Origin of the sequence: Salinibacterium amurskyense, assembly GCF_002797685.1 — a bacterium.
Classification (GTDB): domain Bacteria; phylum Actinomycetota; class Actinomycetes; order Actinomycetales; family Microbacteriaceae; genus Rhodoglobus; species Rhodoglobus amurskyensis.
Window position 1 is genome coordinate 279,201 of the sequence record NZ_PGFH01000001.1, and the last position, 13,915, is coordinate 293,115.

At 61.6% G+C, this 13,915-nt stretch carries 16 protein-coding genes; 13 read left to right on the forward strand and 3 right to left on the reverse strand.

Features of this window, described 5'->3' with window-relative positions:
- Position 1: 1 nt before the first annotated feature.
- Positions 2-1,252, reverse strand: coding sequence for an FAD-binding protein (locus CLV85_RS01345; protein ID WP_100387819.1), 1,251 nt, complete (start codon positions 1,250-1,252; stop codon positions 2-4).
- A gap of 43 nt (positions 1,253-1,295) precedes the next feature.
- Entirely contained in the window at positions 1,296-1,712 is a 417-nt protein-coding gene (locus CLV85_RS01350; RefSeq protein WP_100387820.1) for a DUF6326 family protein, read from the reverse strand.
- An 82-nt stretch (positions 1,713-1,794) separates the two neighbouring features.
- Here CLV85_RS01350 and CLV85_RS01355 point away from each other — a divergent pair, with 82 nt between their 5' ends.
- From CLV85_RS01355 to CLV85_RS01400, 10 genes are all read left to right on the forward strand, one after another.
- The gene (locus CLV85_RS01355; protein WP_100387821.1) at positions 1,795-2,451 is read left to right on the forward strand and encodes a TetR/AcrR family transcriptional regulator C-terminal domain-containing protein; all 657 of its coding nucleotides are present in this window, start codon (positions 1,795-1,797) and stop codon (positions 2,449-2,451) included.
- 98 nt (positions 2,452-2,549) lie between these two features.
- On the forward strand, positions 2,550-3,596 hold the full coding sequence (locus CLV85_RS01360; RefSeq protein WP_100387822.1) for a metal ABC transporter solute-binding protein, Zn/Mn family: 1,047 nt from the start codon (positions 2,550-2,552) through the stop codon (positions 3,594-3,596).
- Positions 3,597-3,609: 13 nt separating this feature from the next.
- On the forward strand, positions 3,610-4,449 hold the full coding sequence (locus CLV85_RS01365; RefSeq protein ID WP_100387823.1) for a metal ABC transporter ATP-binding protein: 840 nt from the start codon (positions 3,610-3,612) through the stop codon (positions 4,447-4,449).
- Positions 4,446-5,357: a metal ABC transporter permease gene (locus tag CLV85_RS01370; protein ID WP_100387824.1), complete on the forward strand. Its 912-nt coding sequence runs from the start codon at positions 4,446-4,448 to the stop codon at positions 5,355-5,357. Before CLV85_RS01365 ends, CLV85_RS01370 begins: the two co-directional genes overlap by 4 nt.
- Positions 5,358-5,367: 10 nt before the next feature.
- On the forward strand, positions 5,368-5,751 hold the full coding sequence (locus CLV85_RS01375; protein WP_100389219.1) for a Fur family transcriptional regulator: 384 nt from the start codon (positions 5,368-5,370) through the stop codon (positions 5,749-5,751).
- A gap of 160 nt (positions 5,752-5,911) precedes the next feature.
- Positions 5,912-6,148 (forward strand): 50S ribosomal protein L28, encoded by a 237-nt coding sequence (gene rpmB / locus CLV85_RS01380; RefSeq protein WP_022885355.1) that lies wholly within the window; start codon positions 5,912-5,914, stop codon positions 6,146-6,148.
- Complete coding sequence (gene rpmG, locus CLV85_RS01385) at positions 6,148-6,315, forward strand: 50S ribosomal protein L33 (protein ID WP_009773536.1); 168 nt, start codon at positions 6,148-6,150, stop codon at positions 6,313-6,315. Before rpmB ends, rpmG begins: the two co-directional genes overlap by 1 nt.
- 2 nt (positions 6,316-6,317) lie before the next feature.
- Positions 6,318-6,623 carry a 30S ribosomal protein S14 gene (gene rpsN, locus CLV85_RS01390; RefSeq protein ID WP_100387825.1) on the forward strand — a complete coding sequence of 102 codons (306 nt, stop codon included), beginning with the start codon at positions 6,318-6,320 and terminating at the stop codon, positions 6,621-6,623.
- 72 nt (positions 6,624-6,695) lie between these two features.
- Complete coding sequence (locus tag CLV85_RS01395; RefSeq protein ID WP_100387826.1) at positions 6,696-6,986, forward strand: HU family DNA-binding protein; 291 nt, start codon at positions 6,696-6,698, stop codon at positions 6,984-6,986.
- 121 nt (positions 6,987-7,107) lie between these two features.
- Complete coding sequence (locus tag CLV85_RS01400) at positions 7,108-9,069, forward strand: bifunctional copper resistance protein CopD/cytochrome c oxidase assembly protein (RefSeq protein ID WP_205030305.1); 1,962 nt, start codon at positions 7,108-7,110, stop codon at positions 9,067-9,069.
- A gap of 28 nt (positions 9,070-9,097) precedes the next feature.
- On the opposite strand, the gene CLV85_RS01405 is transcribed toward CLV85_RS01400, so the two are convergent.
- Positions 9,098-11,095, reverse strand: a complete 1,998-nt coding sequence (locus CLV85_RS01405; protein ID WP_158592984.1) for an ATP-binding protein — start codon at positions 11,093-11,095, stop codon at positions 9,098-9,100.
- 103 nt (positions 11,096-11,198) lie between these two features.
- Between CLV85_RS01405 and CLV85_RS01410 the strand changes: the two genes are divergently transcribed.
- Genes CLV85_RS01410 through CLV85_RS01420 form a run of 3 tightly spaced genes read left to right on the forward strand, consistent with a single transcriptional unit; the run spans position 11,199 to position 13,890 of the window.
- Positions 11,199-11,564 carry a response regulator transcription factor gene (locus tag CLV85_RS01410; RefSeq protein WP_100387828.1) on the forward strand — a complete coding sequence of 122 codons (366 nt, stop codon included), beginning with the start codon at positions 11,199-11,201 and terminating at the stop codon, positions 11,562-11,564.
- The gene (locus CLV85_RS01415; RefSeq protein ID WP_100387829.1) at positions 11,561-12,424 is read left to right on the forward strand and encodes a HEAT repeat domain-containing protein; all 864 of its coding nucleotides are present in this window, start codon (positions 11,561-11,563) and stop codon (positions 12,422-12,424) included. The genes CLV85_RS01410 and CLV85_RS01415 overlap by 4 nt, the downstream gene beginning before the upstream one ends.
- Positions 12,424-13,890 (forward strand): glycosyltransferase family 2 protein, encoded by a 1,467-nt coding sequence (locus CLV85_RS01420; protein WP_100387830.1) that lies wholly within the window; start codon positions 12,424-12,426, stop codon positions 13,888-13,890. The genes CLV85_RS01415 and CLV85_RS01420 overlap by 1 nt, the downstream gene beginning before the upstream one ends.
- Positions 13,891-13,915: the final 25 nt, after the last annotated feature.

Below are 13,915 nucleotides of genomic sequence, written 5' to 3' on the forward strand. Positions count from 1 at the left end.
GCTAGCGGGGCCCGAGGGTTCGTTCGAGGAACGGATTCCAGAACTTGCCGTGCGGGTCGTACTCTCGCTGCAGCGCGACGAACTCGGTGCTCCGCGGGAAGCGTTCACGGATGACGTCAGCCCCGTAGTGAAACAGCTTGCCCCAGTGCTGGCGCGGCGCGAAAGGCGCCAGAGCCTCTTCGATGATGGGCAGTAGCGCTGCGACCTCGGCCTGATGCTTAGCCCACGTAAAGCCAATGCAGAGAACGTCGCGCTCGTACGCGGGGCTCATCCACAGCGCGTCGGCGGCGGCAGTGCGGATCTCGGAGATCAGCAGGTGGGGCGAGATGTGGGCGCCCAGGGTTCGCAGCGCCTCCAGCGCCTCAACGCCGTGCTCCCGCGCCACGTAGTACTCGCTCTGCAACTCGTCACCGCCGTTGGAGGGCTGGCCGTCGAGGCGAAAGTGCGGCATCCGCTCTGACCACGGGCCGGGCACGCTTGCACGCGGGTTCACATTCTCGGGATTGAGCTCGTCAGCGTCGTCATACCAGGAACCACCGAACAGAGCGGATGCCAAGGGCGGCTCAGCGCCGTCAGCGAGGCGCGTCTTGAGCCAAATCTGCGCCACGGTGGGGCTCGCGAAGTCAGCAAGAAGGCTCACGCTGTAGGCGCTCGCCATCACCTCATCCAGTTGAGCCAGCACGGTCTCCCACGGGGCGAACCGGTACACGTCTTGACGAACGACATAACTGGGTTGGATGTCGAGGCTCACGCGCGTGATGATGCCAAACGCACCGAGGCCCACAGCCAGCGCTGGCAGGTCGTCGCTGGAGCGATCGACCCTCACGAGCGTGCCGTCGGCCGTGACGAGTTCGACCTCAGCGATGGCCGTGGAGAGGATGCCGTTGCCGTCTCCGGAGCCGTGGGTGCCCGTTGCGGTCGCGCCGGCGACCGAGATGTGCGGCAGCGACCCCGTGTTGTGGAGGGCGAACCCGTGGCGTTGCAATTCATCGATCAGGATGCCGAAGCTGGTGCCCCCGGTGACGCTGACGGTCATCGATGCCGCATCGATTCGGATGTCAGGGTCAAGCCCAGCCAGGCTAACGAGCGCTCCGGGCGTATCCGCAATATCGGTGAAGGAGTGCCGGGTGCCGAGCGCTCGCACGCGCGGCCAGCGGGCCACAAGTTCTTGCACTTCGGCCGCTGTGGTCGGCTGCAGGATCGCTTCGGCGCCGTAGGCGAGGTTGCCCGCCCAATTGGTGGTGGTCGACATGGTGGTCCTCTCGCGGCAAGACCCCGCCCACGGCAGCGCAGTGTTAGTTGCGCTTGGGCATGGCCCACTTCGCGGAAAGCGTCACGATGATGACGAGAAAAGCCAGCTCGACCCCGCTCGCAAGCACATAGTATCCCCACTCTCCGATAGCGGCCCCGACGATCGTCAGGGCAAAGAGGGGCGCCACGATGAGGTTCGTGAGGCGGTTTGAGCGGTGGGGCAGCAGCACGCTCAGCGCGATCATCAGTGTTGGGATCGTCACGTACATGATGATCCCGAGCATGAAGGGTTGACCGATGTCGAACACGAAGACCCGCCCGGCCTCGATCTGTTCGCGATAGTCGGGCCGGTAGAAGCCGAAAATGTCGACGAAGGCCACGAGCACCATCGTTGCGGTCCAGAGAGCAGCGAGCCGGATGCGCACATCGAGCGGTGTGAGGGGTGAAGTGTCAGTGGTCACGGTGAGTGCCTTTCGGGTGTTGTTGGTTCTGTGATCATTCGGAGTATAGGCTTACACCTGTAAGGGGCGCAACAATAGGGACATGAGCGTACGAGGAACGTTGAGTCGTGAGCGGATCGTGGATGCTGCTGCTGCGGTTGCAGATCGAGACGGTCTCGCAAGCGTCAGCATGCGCACCGTCGGGGCGGAACTGAAGGTTCAGGCCATGTCGCTGTACCATCACGTCTCCAACAAGGAAGCACTGCTCAATGAGCTTGCGGAGTGGGTGTTCTCGCAAATTGAACTGCCCGAGATCGATGCACCCTGGCGTGAGCAAATGGTGCGACGAGCGCAGTCTGCGCGGCAGGTGTTGCGCGCTCACCCCTGGGGTTTGGGGATGCTCGAATCTCGGCCGGTTCCCGGTCCAGCGCTGTTGCGTCACCACGATCGGGTCATGGGGTGCCTCATGGCGCATGGCTTTTCGGCGGCCCTCGCGACGCACGCGTTTTCGACGATTGATGCGTTCGTCTATGGCTTCGTGCTGACGGAATCCGGCCTTCCCTTCGCTCCTGGCGAGGGCGCGGAGGCTGAATTTGCGGCCGAGGTCGCGCCGTCAGCCGAGGAGTATCCGCACCTTGCTCGCGCGCTCGCCGAACTCTTCGGCGCCGGTGAGTATGCCTTTGAGAACGAGTTTGGCGACGGCCTCACGCTCATTCTGGATGGCCTGGAGTTGCAGCTCTCCGGTACGAACATTCGCTAGGGAACGACCGTCTCGTCGCAAGGCCGCCCATCATCATGTACTCTATTGATAACGAATCTCATTACCGGTATCACTCACAGTCTTAGAAGGACAGCTCGATGTCTCGCTTTACCGCTCCACTTTTTGCCCGTCACCGCCCCCGCACTCTCACAGCCGGAGCCGTGCTCGCGGTCTCCGCGCTCACCCTCGCCGGCTGCTCCACGAGCGAGCCCGCCGAGGAGGATGGCACCCTTTCCGTTGTTGCCTCCACGATCGTTTACGGAAACATCGCTGCAACTCTCGGCGGTGACGCTGTCACTGTCACGAGCCTCATCGATAATCCAGCGCAAGACCCGCACAGCTACGAAGCGTCTGCCCGCGACCAGCTCGCAGTCTCTGAAGCAGACCTCGTCATTATCAATGGCGGAGGCTACGACCCCTTCGCCGAAGCCCTCTACGAAGCGGCAGGCGCCGACGCTATCCTCCTCAATGCCGTCGAAGCATCCGGCCTTCTCGAAGACGCCGACGAGCACGCTGACGAAGACCATGCTGATGAAGATCACGCGGATGAAGATCACGCGGATGAAGACCATGCTGAAGACGAGGCCGACGATGACCACGCCGACCACGACCATATCGAAGGCTTTAACGAGCACATTTGGTACAGCTTCCACGCGATCGAACATGTCGCTGAGCACATCGCGGAGGAGCTCACGGAATTGAGCCCTGAGAACAGCGATGCCTTTGAAACGAACCTCGACACTTTCCTGGGCGAGCTCGAAGGCCTCGAAGAGCAGGCTGACACGATCGCAGAGACAACTGAGGGCCAAGGCGCTGCCGTAACGGAGCCTGTGGCCGTATACCTGCTCGAAGCAGTGGGCCTGCACGATGACACTTCGCCAGAGTTCACCGAAGCGATCGAAGAAGGTTCTGACGTTCCTCCGGCAGCTCTCCTCGAGGTTCTTGAGTTGGTTGCGTCGGATCATGCGGCACTCTTGGCCTACAACGAGCAGACCTCGAGCCCCGAGACTGAGCGTGTGCGTGAAGCCGCCGAAGAGGCAGGTCTCCCCGTGGTGTCATTTACTGAGACGCTGCCCGAGGGTGCAGACTACATCGAATGGATGTCTTCAAACTTGGATGCACTCGCGGTCGTTCTTGTCCCGTAGTGGGGCGAACCCTGTGAGCGCTTCACCCGCAACTGCTGCGGACGCTTCGGCGTCCGCAGCAGTTCCCGTGCTCAGCATCCGTGATGGGGTGCTGGGCTTCGGCGCGCGCACCCTCTGGTCGGGGCTCGACCTCAATGTTGCGCCCGGCGAGTTCGTGGCGGTGCTTGGCTCGAATGGTTCCGGAAAGTCGAGCCTGCTGAAAGCGATACTGGGGCAACAGAAGCTTGACTCGGGCACGATCACGGTGGCCGGGCATCCGGTTCGCCGGGGTGATCGCTGCATCGGCTACATTCCGCAGCAGAAGCTCGCGGCGCCAGGAACACCCTTGCGGGGCCGCGATCTCGTGACCCTCGGCGTGAACGGACATCGCTTCGGTGTGCCAACTCTCCCCCGCGCTGTAAAGACGCGGGTGGATGAACTCATCGCAGACGTGGGCGCCACCGACTACGCCAGCCAACCGCTCGGTTCGCTGTCCGGTGGTGAGCAACAACGCTTGCGGGTCGCGCAATCTCTGGCCGCAGATCCTGTTCTATTGCTCTGCGATGAGCCGCTTCTCAGCCTCGACCTGCAGCATCAGCGCGGAGTCTCTGAACTCATCGACCGGCGACGACGCGAACACAACACCGCCGTACTTTTTGTGACCCACGATGTGAACCCCATCCTGAGCATGGTCGACCGAGTGCTCTACCTGGCCGGGGGCAAGTTCACGATCGGCACACCGGACGAAGTCTTGCGCAGCGATGTGCTGACCGAGCTCTACGGCACTCCCGTCGAAGTTGTGCGAGTGGGTGGTCGCGTAATCGTGGCCGGCACGCCGCACGGCGATCACCACCACGAAGAGGAGATCGCGTGACTTTCGACGAATTTTGGGGCCAGGTCGTGAACTTCAGCGACTATGGCGAATTGCTTAACCTTGTGCGCTTCTCCCTCATCGCGGCCGCGGTGCTCGGCATCGCGGGCGGCCTCATTGGCGTCTTCGTCATGCAACGAGACATGGCGTTCGCGGTGCACGGCATCAGCGAACTCTCCTTTGCCGGAGCCGCTGCTGCGCTGCTGTTCGGTGCCAACGTGGTGGCGGGCTCAATCGTCGGTTCGCTCGTGGCAGCGATCTTGATCGGGATGCTCGGGGCGAAGGCTCGCGATCGAAACTCGATAATTGGCGTGCTCATGCCGTTCGGTATGGGTTTGGGCATCCTGTTTCTGGCCCTCTACCCCGGACGCAGCGGAAACAAGTTCGGGCTCCTCACCGGCCAAATCATTTCGGTGGATGGCGAACAGCTCGGCCTATTGATAGTGATCAGTGTCGTCGTACTGGCCGCTCTGTTCGTGGTCTGGCGCCCCCTCACCTTCGACAGCCTCGACCCCGAGGTCGCTGCCGCGCGCGGCGTTCCCTCACGCGCACTCTCGCTCGGCTTCATGGTGCTGCTGGGCCTCATGGTCGCCGTTGCTGTGCAAATCATTGGCGCCCTGCTCGTGATGGCCCTGCTGGTGACACCGGCCGCGGCCGCAATGCGAGTGTCGTCGTCACCGCGGCTTGTGCCCGTGCTCAGCATGATCTTCGGGTTTGTCTCGGCGACGGGTGGCGTCTTGCTCGCGATCGGCGGCTCGTTGCCGATCAGTCCGTACATCACAACGATTTCGTTCCTGATCTACTTGGTCTGCCGGGTGATCGGCGCGCGGCGCGGGAGTAGCCGCAAGCCCAGCGTGAGCCGCGCATCCACAACTGAACTCACCCCTGTTTCACGGGCGGGTAAAAGTTAGAATGGTGACCATGAAGCGCAATACGTGGCAGCGAGAAGCGGTGCGGGATGCTCTGACTCAGTCAGAGGGCTTCGTGAGCGCTCAATCGCTGCACAGTGCGTTGCGCGATGCCGGCAGCTCCATCGGTCTCGCCACTGTCTATCGCGCCCTGGGCGACCTCGCCGGAGCGGGCGACGCCGACTCGCTGCAGCAAGACGGCGAGAGCCTGTTTCGGGCCTGCACGCCAGACTCGCACCACCACCATTTGATCTGCCGCGAATGCGGAACAACCGTGGAAATCAAAGCGGATGCCGTTGAACAGTGGGCCAAAAGTGTGGCTGCAGAACATGGCTTTACTGACCCGCACCACATTGTTGACGTCTTCGGCTTGTGCCGAGCGTGCTCTAGCACGTAATATATACCGTTGATCGAGCGGTATCTTCCGCTCTCGCAGACACATCCCACCCTGATTGAAACCGCGTGAAAATGCGGCTCGAGAAGAATGCAGTGTGTGTGCCGACAAGTGATCTTGGGTAAGGCTTAGTCCTTACGGTAACTAGAACAGGAGTATCACCATGGCAGCAACCTGCCAAGTGACCGGCGCCATTCCCGGCTTCGGACACAACATCTCGCACTCGCACCGTCGCACCAAGCGCCGCTTCGACCCGAACATCCAGAAGAAGACGTACTACGTACCGTCGCTTCGCCGCAACGTAACTCTTCAGTTGTCCGCAAAGGGCATCAAGGTAATTGACGCTCGTGGCATCGAATCCGTTGTCAAGGACCTCCTTGCACGTGGGGAGAAAATCTAATGGCAAAGGCACAGGACGTACGTCCGATCATCAAGCTCCGTTCAACTGCTGGAACGGGCTACACCTATGTGACGCGCAAGAACCGTCGCAACAACCCCGACCGCCTCGTACTCAAGAAGTACGACCCGGTGGTTCGCAAGCACGTTGAATTCCGCGAGGAGCGCTAAACATGGCTAAGAAGAGCAAGATTGCAAAGAACGAACAGCGCAAAGTTATCGTTGCGCGTTACGCTGAGCGTCGTCTCGAGCTGAAGAAGGCTCTCGTCGACCCCAACGGAACTGACGAGTCGCGCGAGGCTGCACGCCTCGGACTTCAGAAGCTCCCCCGCGATGCTTCGCCGATCCGTGTACGCGGTCGCGACGCCATCGATGGACGTCCCCGTGGATTCCTCAACCAGTTTGGTGTTTCCCGTGTTCGCTTCCGTGAAATGGCTCACCGGGGCGAGTTGCCCGGAATTACCAAGTCAAGCTGGTAGATTCCAAGCGGTTCCGACGTTTTCTAACGTTTCGGAACAACTAACTGCACTACGTCCGAGGAGGACCACCTTATGGCTGACAAGTCGCTAAACCGTACTGAATTCGTAGCGGCGGTTGCCGCAGAGTCTGGCCAGAGCCAGGCTGCCGTTTCCGGCGTCGTTGACGCTTTCTTCTCCGTTCTGTCCAAGTCGGTCGGCGAAGGAACCAAGGTTTCGATCCCCGGATGGATGGCTGCAGAGCGTACCTTCCGCGAGGCTCGCACCGGCCGTAACCCGCAGACGGGTGAAGCTATCGAGATCAAGGCCAGCCACGGCGTCAAGCTCAGTGCAGGCAGCAAGCTCAAGGCAGCAGCCAAGGGCTAAGTAGCAACTTTGAAAAGGGCGGCATCCTCCGGGATGTCGCCCTTTTTGCATTCCCGGTCGGCGAACGCCGTCGCCACGGCCGCTGGGCACACTCCCGGATAACCGCGAGTACTCTTGAGGAGTGTTACGAATCAGCCGGATAGCCGGTCCCGCGCTGCTGATCGTCATTGCCTTTGTTGTGGTCGTGACGGGCCTGCGCTTCGGTGGCGGAGCAGAAGCTCCGATCTTGCTCGACCCCGGTGCCGTCGTGCGGTGGGGCTTGCCCATCTCCAAGCTGTTCGTAAACCTCGGCCTCTCTGCCACGATCGGCGCGCTCATGATCGCGATCTTTGCGATGAGCCCCAAGCGGGACGAATTCACCCTCACTCTCGACTTCGCTGCCGCCGGTGCCGCCGTGTGGGCTGTGGCATCCGCCTTTACGGGCTTTTTCACCTTCCTGGCCGTGCGCAACCAGCCGATCGACCTCTCTAGCGCCTTCGGCGACGTTCTCGCCAGCTTTCTGACGGTCACCGAACTCGGTCAAGCCTGGCTCGCCACGGTGCTCATAGCGGCCGCTGTGACCGTTCTGTGCTTCGCGGTGCGCAAAATGAGCGCCCTCGTGTTCGTTCTTGTTCTCGCCGTTGCCGGTCTCATCCCCATGGCGCTTCAAGGGCACAGCGGTGGAACCGAAGACCACGACGCCGCCACGAGCGCCATCTACCTGCACCTCGTATTCGCTGCCCTCTGGCTTGGCGGGCTTCTCGCGATCGCGATCGCCCGCTCCGCCCTCGGCAAGGAGCGCCTCGCAATCGTGCTGCGCCGCTATTCCAGCATCGCGCTCGTGAGCTTTATCGTGGTGGCGGCCTCGGGCTATGTGAGTGCAGAAATTCGTGTCGAAAACCTGACGAACCTGCTGTCGCCGTACGGCATCCTCGTGCTCGTCAAAGTCTTTGCCTTGATCGTGATGGGCCTCTTCGGGGCTGTGTACCGCAACTATGCGATCGGCCGGCTCGAAGCCAGTCCTCGCAAGGAACGCGGATGGTTCTGGTGGATTGTCACCGCCGAGCTCGGTTTCATGGGCCTAGCTTCGGGCGCCGCTGCCGCTCTGGCTGCGACCCCCACTCCCGTTCCCGAGATCGTGGCAGCCGATTTGCCCGACTCCTCCCCCGCTGCCTACCTCACGGGCTCGCCCTTGCCGCCGCCCGTCACCGCCGGCAACCTCTTCACGATGTGGAGCTTCGACCTCATTTGGGTACTCATTTGTGCCTTCGCGATCTTCTTCTACCTCGCGGGCGTCTGGCGCTTGCACAAGCGCGGCGACAGCTGGCCCGTGCACCGCACTGTGTTCTGGGTGCTCGGGATGCTGCTGCTGTTCTACATCACCAACGGTGGCGTCAACGTGTACGAGGGCTACCTTTTCTCGATGCACATGCTCGGGCACATGACGCTCGGCATGATGATCCCCGTGCTGCTGGTTCCGGGAGCTCCTGTCACGCTCGCGATGCGCGCGATCGCCAAGCGCACCGACGGCAGCCGCGGAGCGCGCGAGTGGATTCTGCTGATCGTGCACTCGCGGTATCTGGCCGTGATCGGGCATCCGCTCATCGCCGCAGGCATCTTCGTGGTCTCGCTCTGGGTGTTCTACTACACCCCGCTGTTCCGCTGGGCGACGACCGACCATGTGGGGCACGAGTGGATGATCATCCACTTCCTCGCCTCGGGCTACCTGTTCGTGCAGGCCCTCATCGGCGTCGACCCGACTCCGCACCGCACGTCGTATCCGATTCGCTTGTTGCTCTTGCTGGGCACGATGGCCTTCCACGCGTTCTTCGGCCTGGCGCTCATGACCGGCTCCGGGCTGCTGCTGGCCGACTGGTACGGGGCGATGGGCTGGGACACCGGCGTAAGTGCGCTCGAGGACCAGCGCATCGGAGGCGGGATTGCCTGGAGCGTGGGAGAGATCCCCACGATTGCTCTCGCGATTGCAGTTGCCATTATGTGGCGCCGCAGCGATGGCCGTGCCTCAGTGCGTTACGACCGCAAGGCCGAGCGCGACGGGGATGCCGAACTCGACGCCTACAACGACATGCTCGCTAAGCGCTAGAAGCGCAATCGTCGCGGCTAGCCACCCGCTACGCCGTAGCGTCGCTCGCCTCTGCGATCGGCAAGCTCACGGTGAACGTGCTCCCCTCGCCGACGACTGACGTTACAGCCACCGAACCCAAGTGCTTGTTCACGAGCCCTTGCACCAGGGGGAGGCCGAGGCCGGTTCCAGTGATTCCGCGCTCTTCGGCATCCGGTGCACGGTAGAAGCGCTCGAAAATGTGCTCGATTGTCTCGGGGCTCATCCCGAAGCCGGTGTCAGCAATGTTGATCACCGCCTGCGTTTCTGTGCGGGCGAACGACACCGCTACGCTTCCACCCGCAGGGGTGAACTTGATGGCGTTGTTGATGACGTTCGTGAGGATTCGATCAAGCTCAATGGCCGGTAACGCTGCCAGCAGCGGTTCACTCTGTTCGACCTGGAGCTCTACGCCGCTGCTCTCGGCAGAGGGGGAAAGGCTGCGCACCACATCGTCGGCGGTGTGAACGACATCGGTGGAGGCTACAACGGTCGAGGGGTCGCGCGGGCGCCCCAGCTCCAAGAGACTCTCGACGAGGTCTGCAAGTCGACGCGCATTGCGGGCAATGGTCTCGACCGACTTTCGCTGGAAGTCATCCAATTCCTCTTCTTCGAGGAGTTCGACGTAGCCGATGATGCTCGTGATTGGCGTGCGCAGTTCGTGGCTGGCCGAGGCCACGAATTCCTCTTTCTGCCGGTTCAATTCCGTTACCCGTGCGGTGGCCTTTTGCTCGTTCTCTAGTGCGAGCTGCTGTGCTTCGGCGGTGCGGCGGGCGGCAGAAACATCCACGAATTGGATGCTGTAGCGCTGCAGCGAGGCGGGTTTCTGTGCCGTGATGAGAACATCAATATCGGAGCGAACCCCGTTGACTCCGGCCTGCCAGCTGACGTGGTCAACACGTTGCCGTACGGCTACTTTGATCTTTTGAGCGAGCGGGCCGTGCCAGAGAACCACTGAGCTGCCATCGTCGCCCTGACGTTCTTCGCGTTCTGGCGCAATGACCGCGGAGGCGATCTCATTGGATTCCAACACAACGAACCCTTGCGGGTACGTCTCGACGATGAGGAGACCGACTCGTGAACCCACGAAACCGCCTCGAAGCACACTCTCACGGTCTCTGAGCTGTGCTGCAACCAAACGGTTCTCGTTTTGAGACGAGGTCGCCAACAGCACGAACGACGCCACGGAAAGCAAGAAGATCTGAATCAGCGTGGACGGATCCCCGCCAAGGTTCACCGCTTGGTCAAACGGTCCGCCGCCAGCGGTCGTCAACCACGACACTGCTAGCGCGATGCCGACGATCTCGAAAAGTACGACGCGCGTGGGAAAGCGAAAGGCCGCCCACGCAATGACGGGTAGCGGCAGGAAGGACAGGGGCAGTTCGCCGCCTGGTCCGAACACGTAGAGCAGGGCCGCGCCGAGAATGACAACTTGAGCCGCAATCTCCCCCGGGTAAACGCGCGTAAGGCGAGTGGAAGGCAGCAGCGCGAAAGGAACGATGATGAGCACTGCGGTAGCGTGTGCGGCGCTCACCCCGATCAGAGTGTCGATGAGCGAACCGCCGTCGAACACAGCAACGGTGACGCCGGCAAGAAAACCAATCAGAATGGCGCCAGCCGCTACCGAAGCGCAGAGTCGATAGGCGAAGGCGAGGCTGTCGAGAACGGGTCGAGTGCGGCCGCCTTTCGTCAGAATGAAAGCCACAAGCCAGGCTTCGGCACTATTGGCGATACCGAAGCAAATAGCCACCAGTAATTCGCGCCCGCCAACCATGTTCGACAAGGTCGTGACCACAATCACGGCCAGAGCCCCCCACAGACGTTGTGAGCGATGGAGCCTCAGCACCAGCAATACGCTCACTCCAGCGGCAGGCCACCACGCCGCTACGTGAGAGCCCGGCGGTGAGAATGCTACGAAGCCCCACCCCAGGAGGAATACAAGCGCGAGCAAGATGAGGGTGGATGGCGAGGTCACCGTGACCCGTCGAACATCCCCCGGATTAGTCAACTGCGATCCTGCCATTGCGGCCCCCAGACTCCGACTAATGACAGACTAGTGCCGGGGGTCGGTGTAAACCGATCATGATTGTGGCCTTTCGGGAGGCAGAGCTATGGCAATTGTGTTGATCGTCGAAGACGACGAAGACGTACGTGCGCTCGTTGTGCACCGCCTCAAACAAGCCGGCCACGACGTGCTAGTCGAAGCTGACGGTGAGGCTGGCCTCGCGGCTGCACGGCAGTCAGTGCCCGACCTCGTCATTCTCGACTGGATGATGCCTCGGCGCAACGGACTCGAAGTCTGCTTCGAGTTGCGAGCAGATGAAGCGTTTGCCAACACGCGCATCCTTATGCTCACAGCCAAGGCGCAGGAGCAAGACATCGAACGCGCGCTCTCTGCAGGAGCAGACGATTACGTTGTGAAGCCATTCTCTTCTCGCGAATTAATAGCGAGAGCCACGGCTCTGCTTTCGCGATGATCGGAACGATTGAGGCGCTGCCTTCAATTCCCGGGCTGATGATGGCGCTCTTGCTCACTTCGGCCACCGTCTGTGCGCTCATCGGAGTCACGGTGGTGCTCACCCGCGTAGCTCGCACGATCGCGCATGCTCGCGAGCACAAGCAGCGAGAGAAGGTGCGCCCGCTGCTGCTCGATATATTCGACGGGAACGCGAACTTCACACTCCCACGCGCTGAACTGCGGGCGCTCATCCGCCTCGCCGCAGAAAGTGCCACTCAGGTTCGGGGAGAAGACCGGGACGCGTTGACAAGCTGGCTGACAGCCCAACAGTTTCACCGTGAGTGCCTCAGGCGCATGAAGTCTCCGTTCGCCCTGACGAGAGCGCGAGCGCTCGATCGCTTCGCTCCGATCGCGTCGCTCGCTCCCGGAGCAATTGAGCGAATGCTCTCTGATCGAGATCCGCGTGTGCGTAGTCTCGCAGCGCAAGTCGCGGGCCGTTCAGGAATGAAGTCACTCGTGCCTGCCCTGTTGCACAGTGCAGAGGCGCCGCGAAGTATCCCGGCCCGCATCGTATTGATGGCGGTGCTGAGAGCTGCACCCTCGACCATCGCCGATTTCGGCGGCACCCCCGTCGATGGCAACGACAGAGTGCGCGCGATGGCTCTCGACCTTGCCGGGCAACTCAACCTGGTGGATGCGCGGCGCGCGATCGAGGCGGGGCTCGACTCCCCCAGCGAATTTGTGCGCTTGGCTAGCATCCGCTCGATTCAACGCCTTGGTTCTCCCCTCTCCCTGCCGGCCTTGCAGAAAATGTCGACCTACAGCGCCTACGAGCACTCGCACGCTCAAGTAGCGATCTATGAATTGCAGGTCGGTTGATGATCGAAGTTCTCACGCATGTCACGTACTGGGTTACCTGGATGTTGATCGTCTATTACTCGATCTACAACGGCATTTTCCTCGTCGTCTTACTTCGCGGGGCGCTCGAAGTCTCCCGCGAAGTCAACTGGCCGTCGTCGATGTCACTCTCCGAGATCTTCGCGAACCCGCTCACTCCTGGCATTTCTGTGATCGTGCCGGCGCATAACGAAGAGTCGGGCATCGTGGATGCGGTGCTCGCGCTGCGCAATCTTCGCTACCCCCTGACGCGCATCATCGTCGTCGACGACGGTTCAACGGACTCCACCTTCGAGAAGCTCAAAGACAACTTTGATCTGCGGCCCTCTACCCGAGAGATCGCCAATGCCCCACATCACGAAGGCAAGATCATCGACATGTGGGCATCTCGCAGCGGCGATCTCACTGTGGTGCGTAAAGAGAGCGTGCGATTGCGCTCGGATGCGGTCAATGTAGGGCTTCGCGTTGCCGATCAAGAAATCGTCTGCATGATCGATGCCGATTCGCTGCTCGAGAGGGACGCCCTGCTGCACATCGCGGCCCCCTTCGTTGCCGACCCGACAGTGCTCGGTGTGGGTGGCGTCATTCGTCCCGCCAACGGAGTGAGCGTGTCCCGCGGGGCCGTGACCAAGGTGGAGATGCCCAAAAAGTGGGTCGAGCGCATCCAAGTTGTGGAGTACTTGCGAGCGTTTCTCGTAGGGCGCACCGGGTGGGCATCCATCAAGGGGCTCATGATCATTTCAGGGGCGTTCGGAGCATTTCGGCGTGATGCTGTTCTTGAAGTCGGCGGCCTTGACATCACGTCACTTGCCGAGGATGCCGACCTCGTGGTCTCGATCACCAAGAAGGCTCGAGACGAGAAGCGGCCCTATCGCATCGCTTTCGTTGCCGAACCCGTGTGCTGGACCGAGGTGCCGAACACCTTTAAGGCGCTCAGTACCCAGCGCCGCCGCTGGTCTCAGGGGCTGGGCGAACTCATCGCTAAGCAACGAAAGATGATCCTGAACCCACGGTACGGAGTGCTGGGGATGCTCACCCTCCCCTACTTCGTGCTCTTCGAGTTCTACGGTCCCATCTTCGGCATCATTGGAGCGTTCATTGCGCTCGCTGGCGCCATCACCGGGCTCATCACGTGGCAACTCTTTGCGCTCGCGTTCTTCGTCTCCGTGGGTCTGTCGCTCATCTCGTCGCTGGCCTCGGTGCTCATCGAAGAGAACGCTTACCACCGCTACTCGCGGCTGCGCGATGTCATCACGCTATTGCTCACCACCATCGCGGAACTCCTGGGCTTCCACGTCGTGCACACCTGGTGGCGGCTGCAGGGCGTTTATCGCGCGCTGTTCAATCGACCGAGTGAGTGGGGAACCATTGCTCGATCTGGCTTCGACCAAGAGCAGAGTGAGCAACCGAGTGGTCACGTTAGCGGTCAGCCCCGAACGCAGTCCTAGCCACAGCTGAAGCGGGCGGATGCTC

Coding starts and splice junctions, on each gene's coding strand:
- CLV85_RS01345 (WP_100387819.1), bottom strand. CDS start 1,252: ATGTCGACCACCACCAATTGGGCGGGCAACCTCGCCTACGGCGCCGAA.
- CLV85_RS01355 (WP_100387821.1), top strand. CDS start 1,795: ATGAGCGTACGAGGAACGTTGAGTCGTGAGCGGATCGTGGATGCTGCT.
- CLV85_RS01360 (WP_100387822.1), top strand. CDS start 2,550: ATGTCTCGCTTTACCGCTCCACTTTTTGCCCGTCACCGCCCCCGCACT.
- CLV85_RS01375 (WP_100389219.1), top strand. CDS start 5,368: ATGAAGCGCAATACGTGGCAGCGAGAAGCGGTGCGGGATGCTCTGACT.
- rpmB (WP_022885355.1), top strand. CDS start 5,912: ATGGCAGCAACCTGCCAAGTGACCGGCGCCATTCCCGGCTTCGGACAC.
- rpmG (WP_009773536.1), top strand. CDS start 6,148: ATGGCAAAGGCACAGGACGTACGTCCGATCATCAAGCTCCGTTCAACT.
- rpsN (WP_100387825.1), top strand. CDS start 6,318: ATGGCTAAGAAGAGCAAGATTGCAAAGAACGAACAGCGCAAAGTTATC.
- CLV85_RS01395 (WP_100387826.1), top strand. CDS start 6,696: ATGGCTGACAAGTCGCTAAACCGTACTGAATTCGTAGCGGCGGTTGCC.
- CLV85_RS01410 (WP_100387828.1), top strand. CDS start 11,199: ATGGCAATTGTGTTGATCGTCGAAGACGACGAAGACGTACGTGCGCTC.
- CLV85_RS01415 (WP_100387829.1), top strand. CDS start 11,561: ATGATCGGAACGATTGAGGCGCTGCCTTCAATTCCCGGGCTGATGATG.
- CLV85_RS01420 (WP_100387830.1), top strand. CDS start 12,424: ATGATCGAAGTTCTCACGCATGTCACGTACTGGGTTACCTGGATGTTG.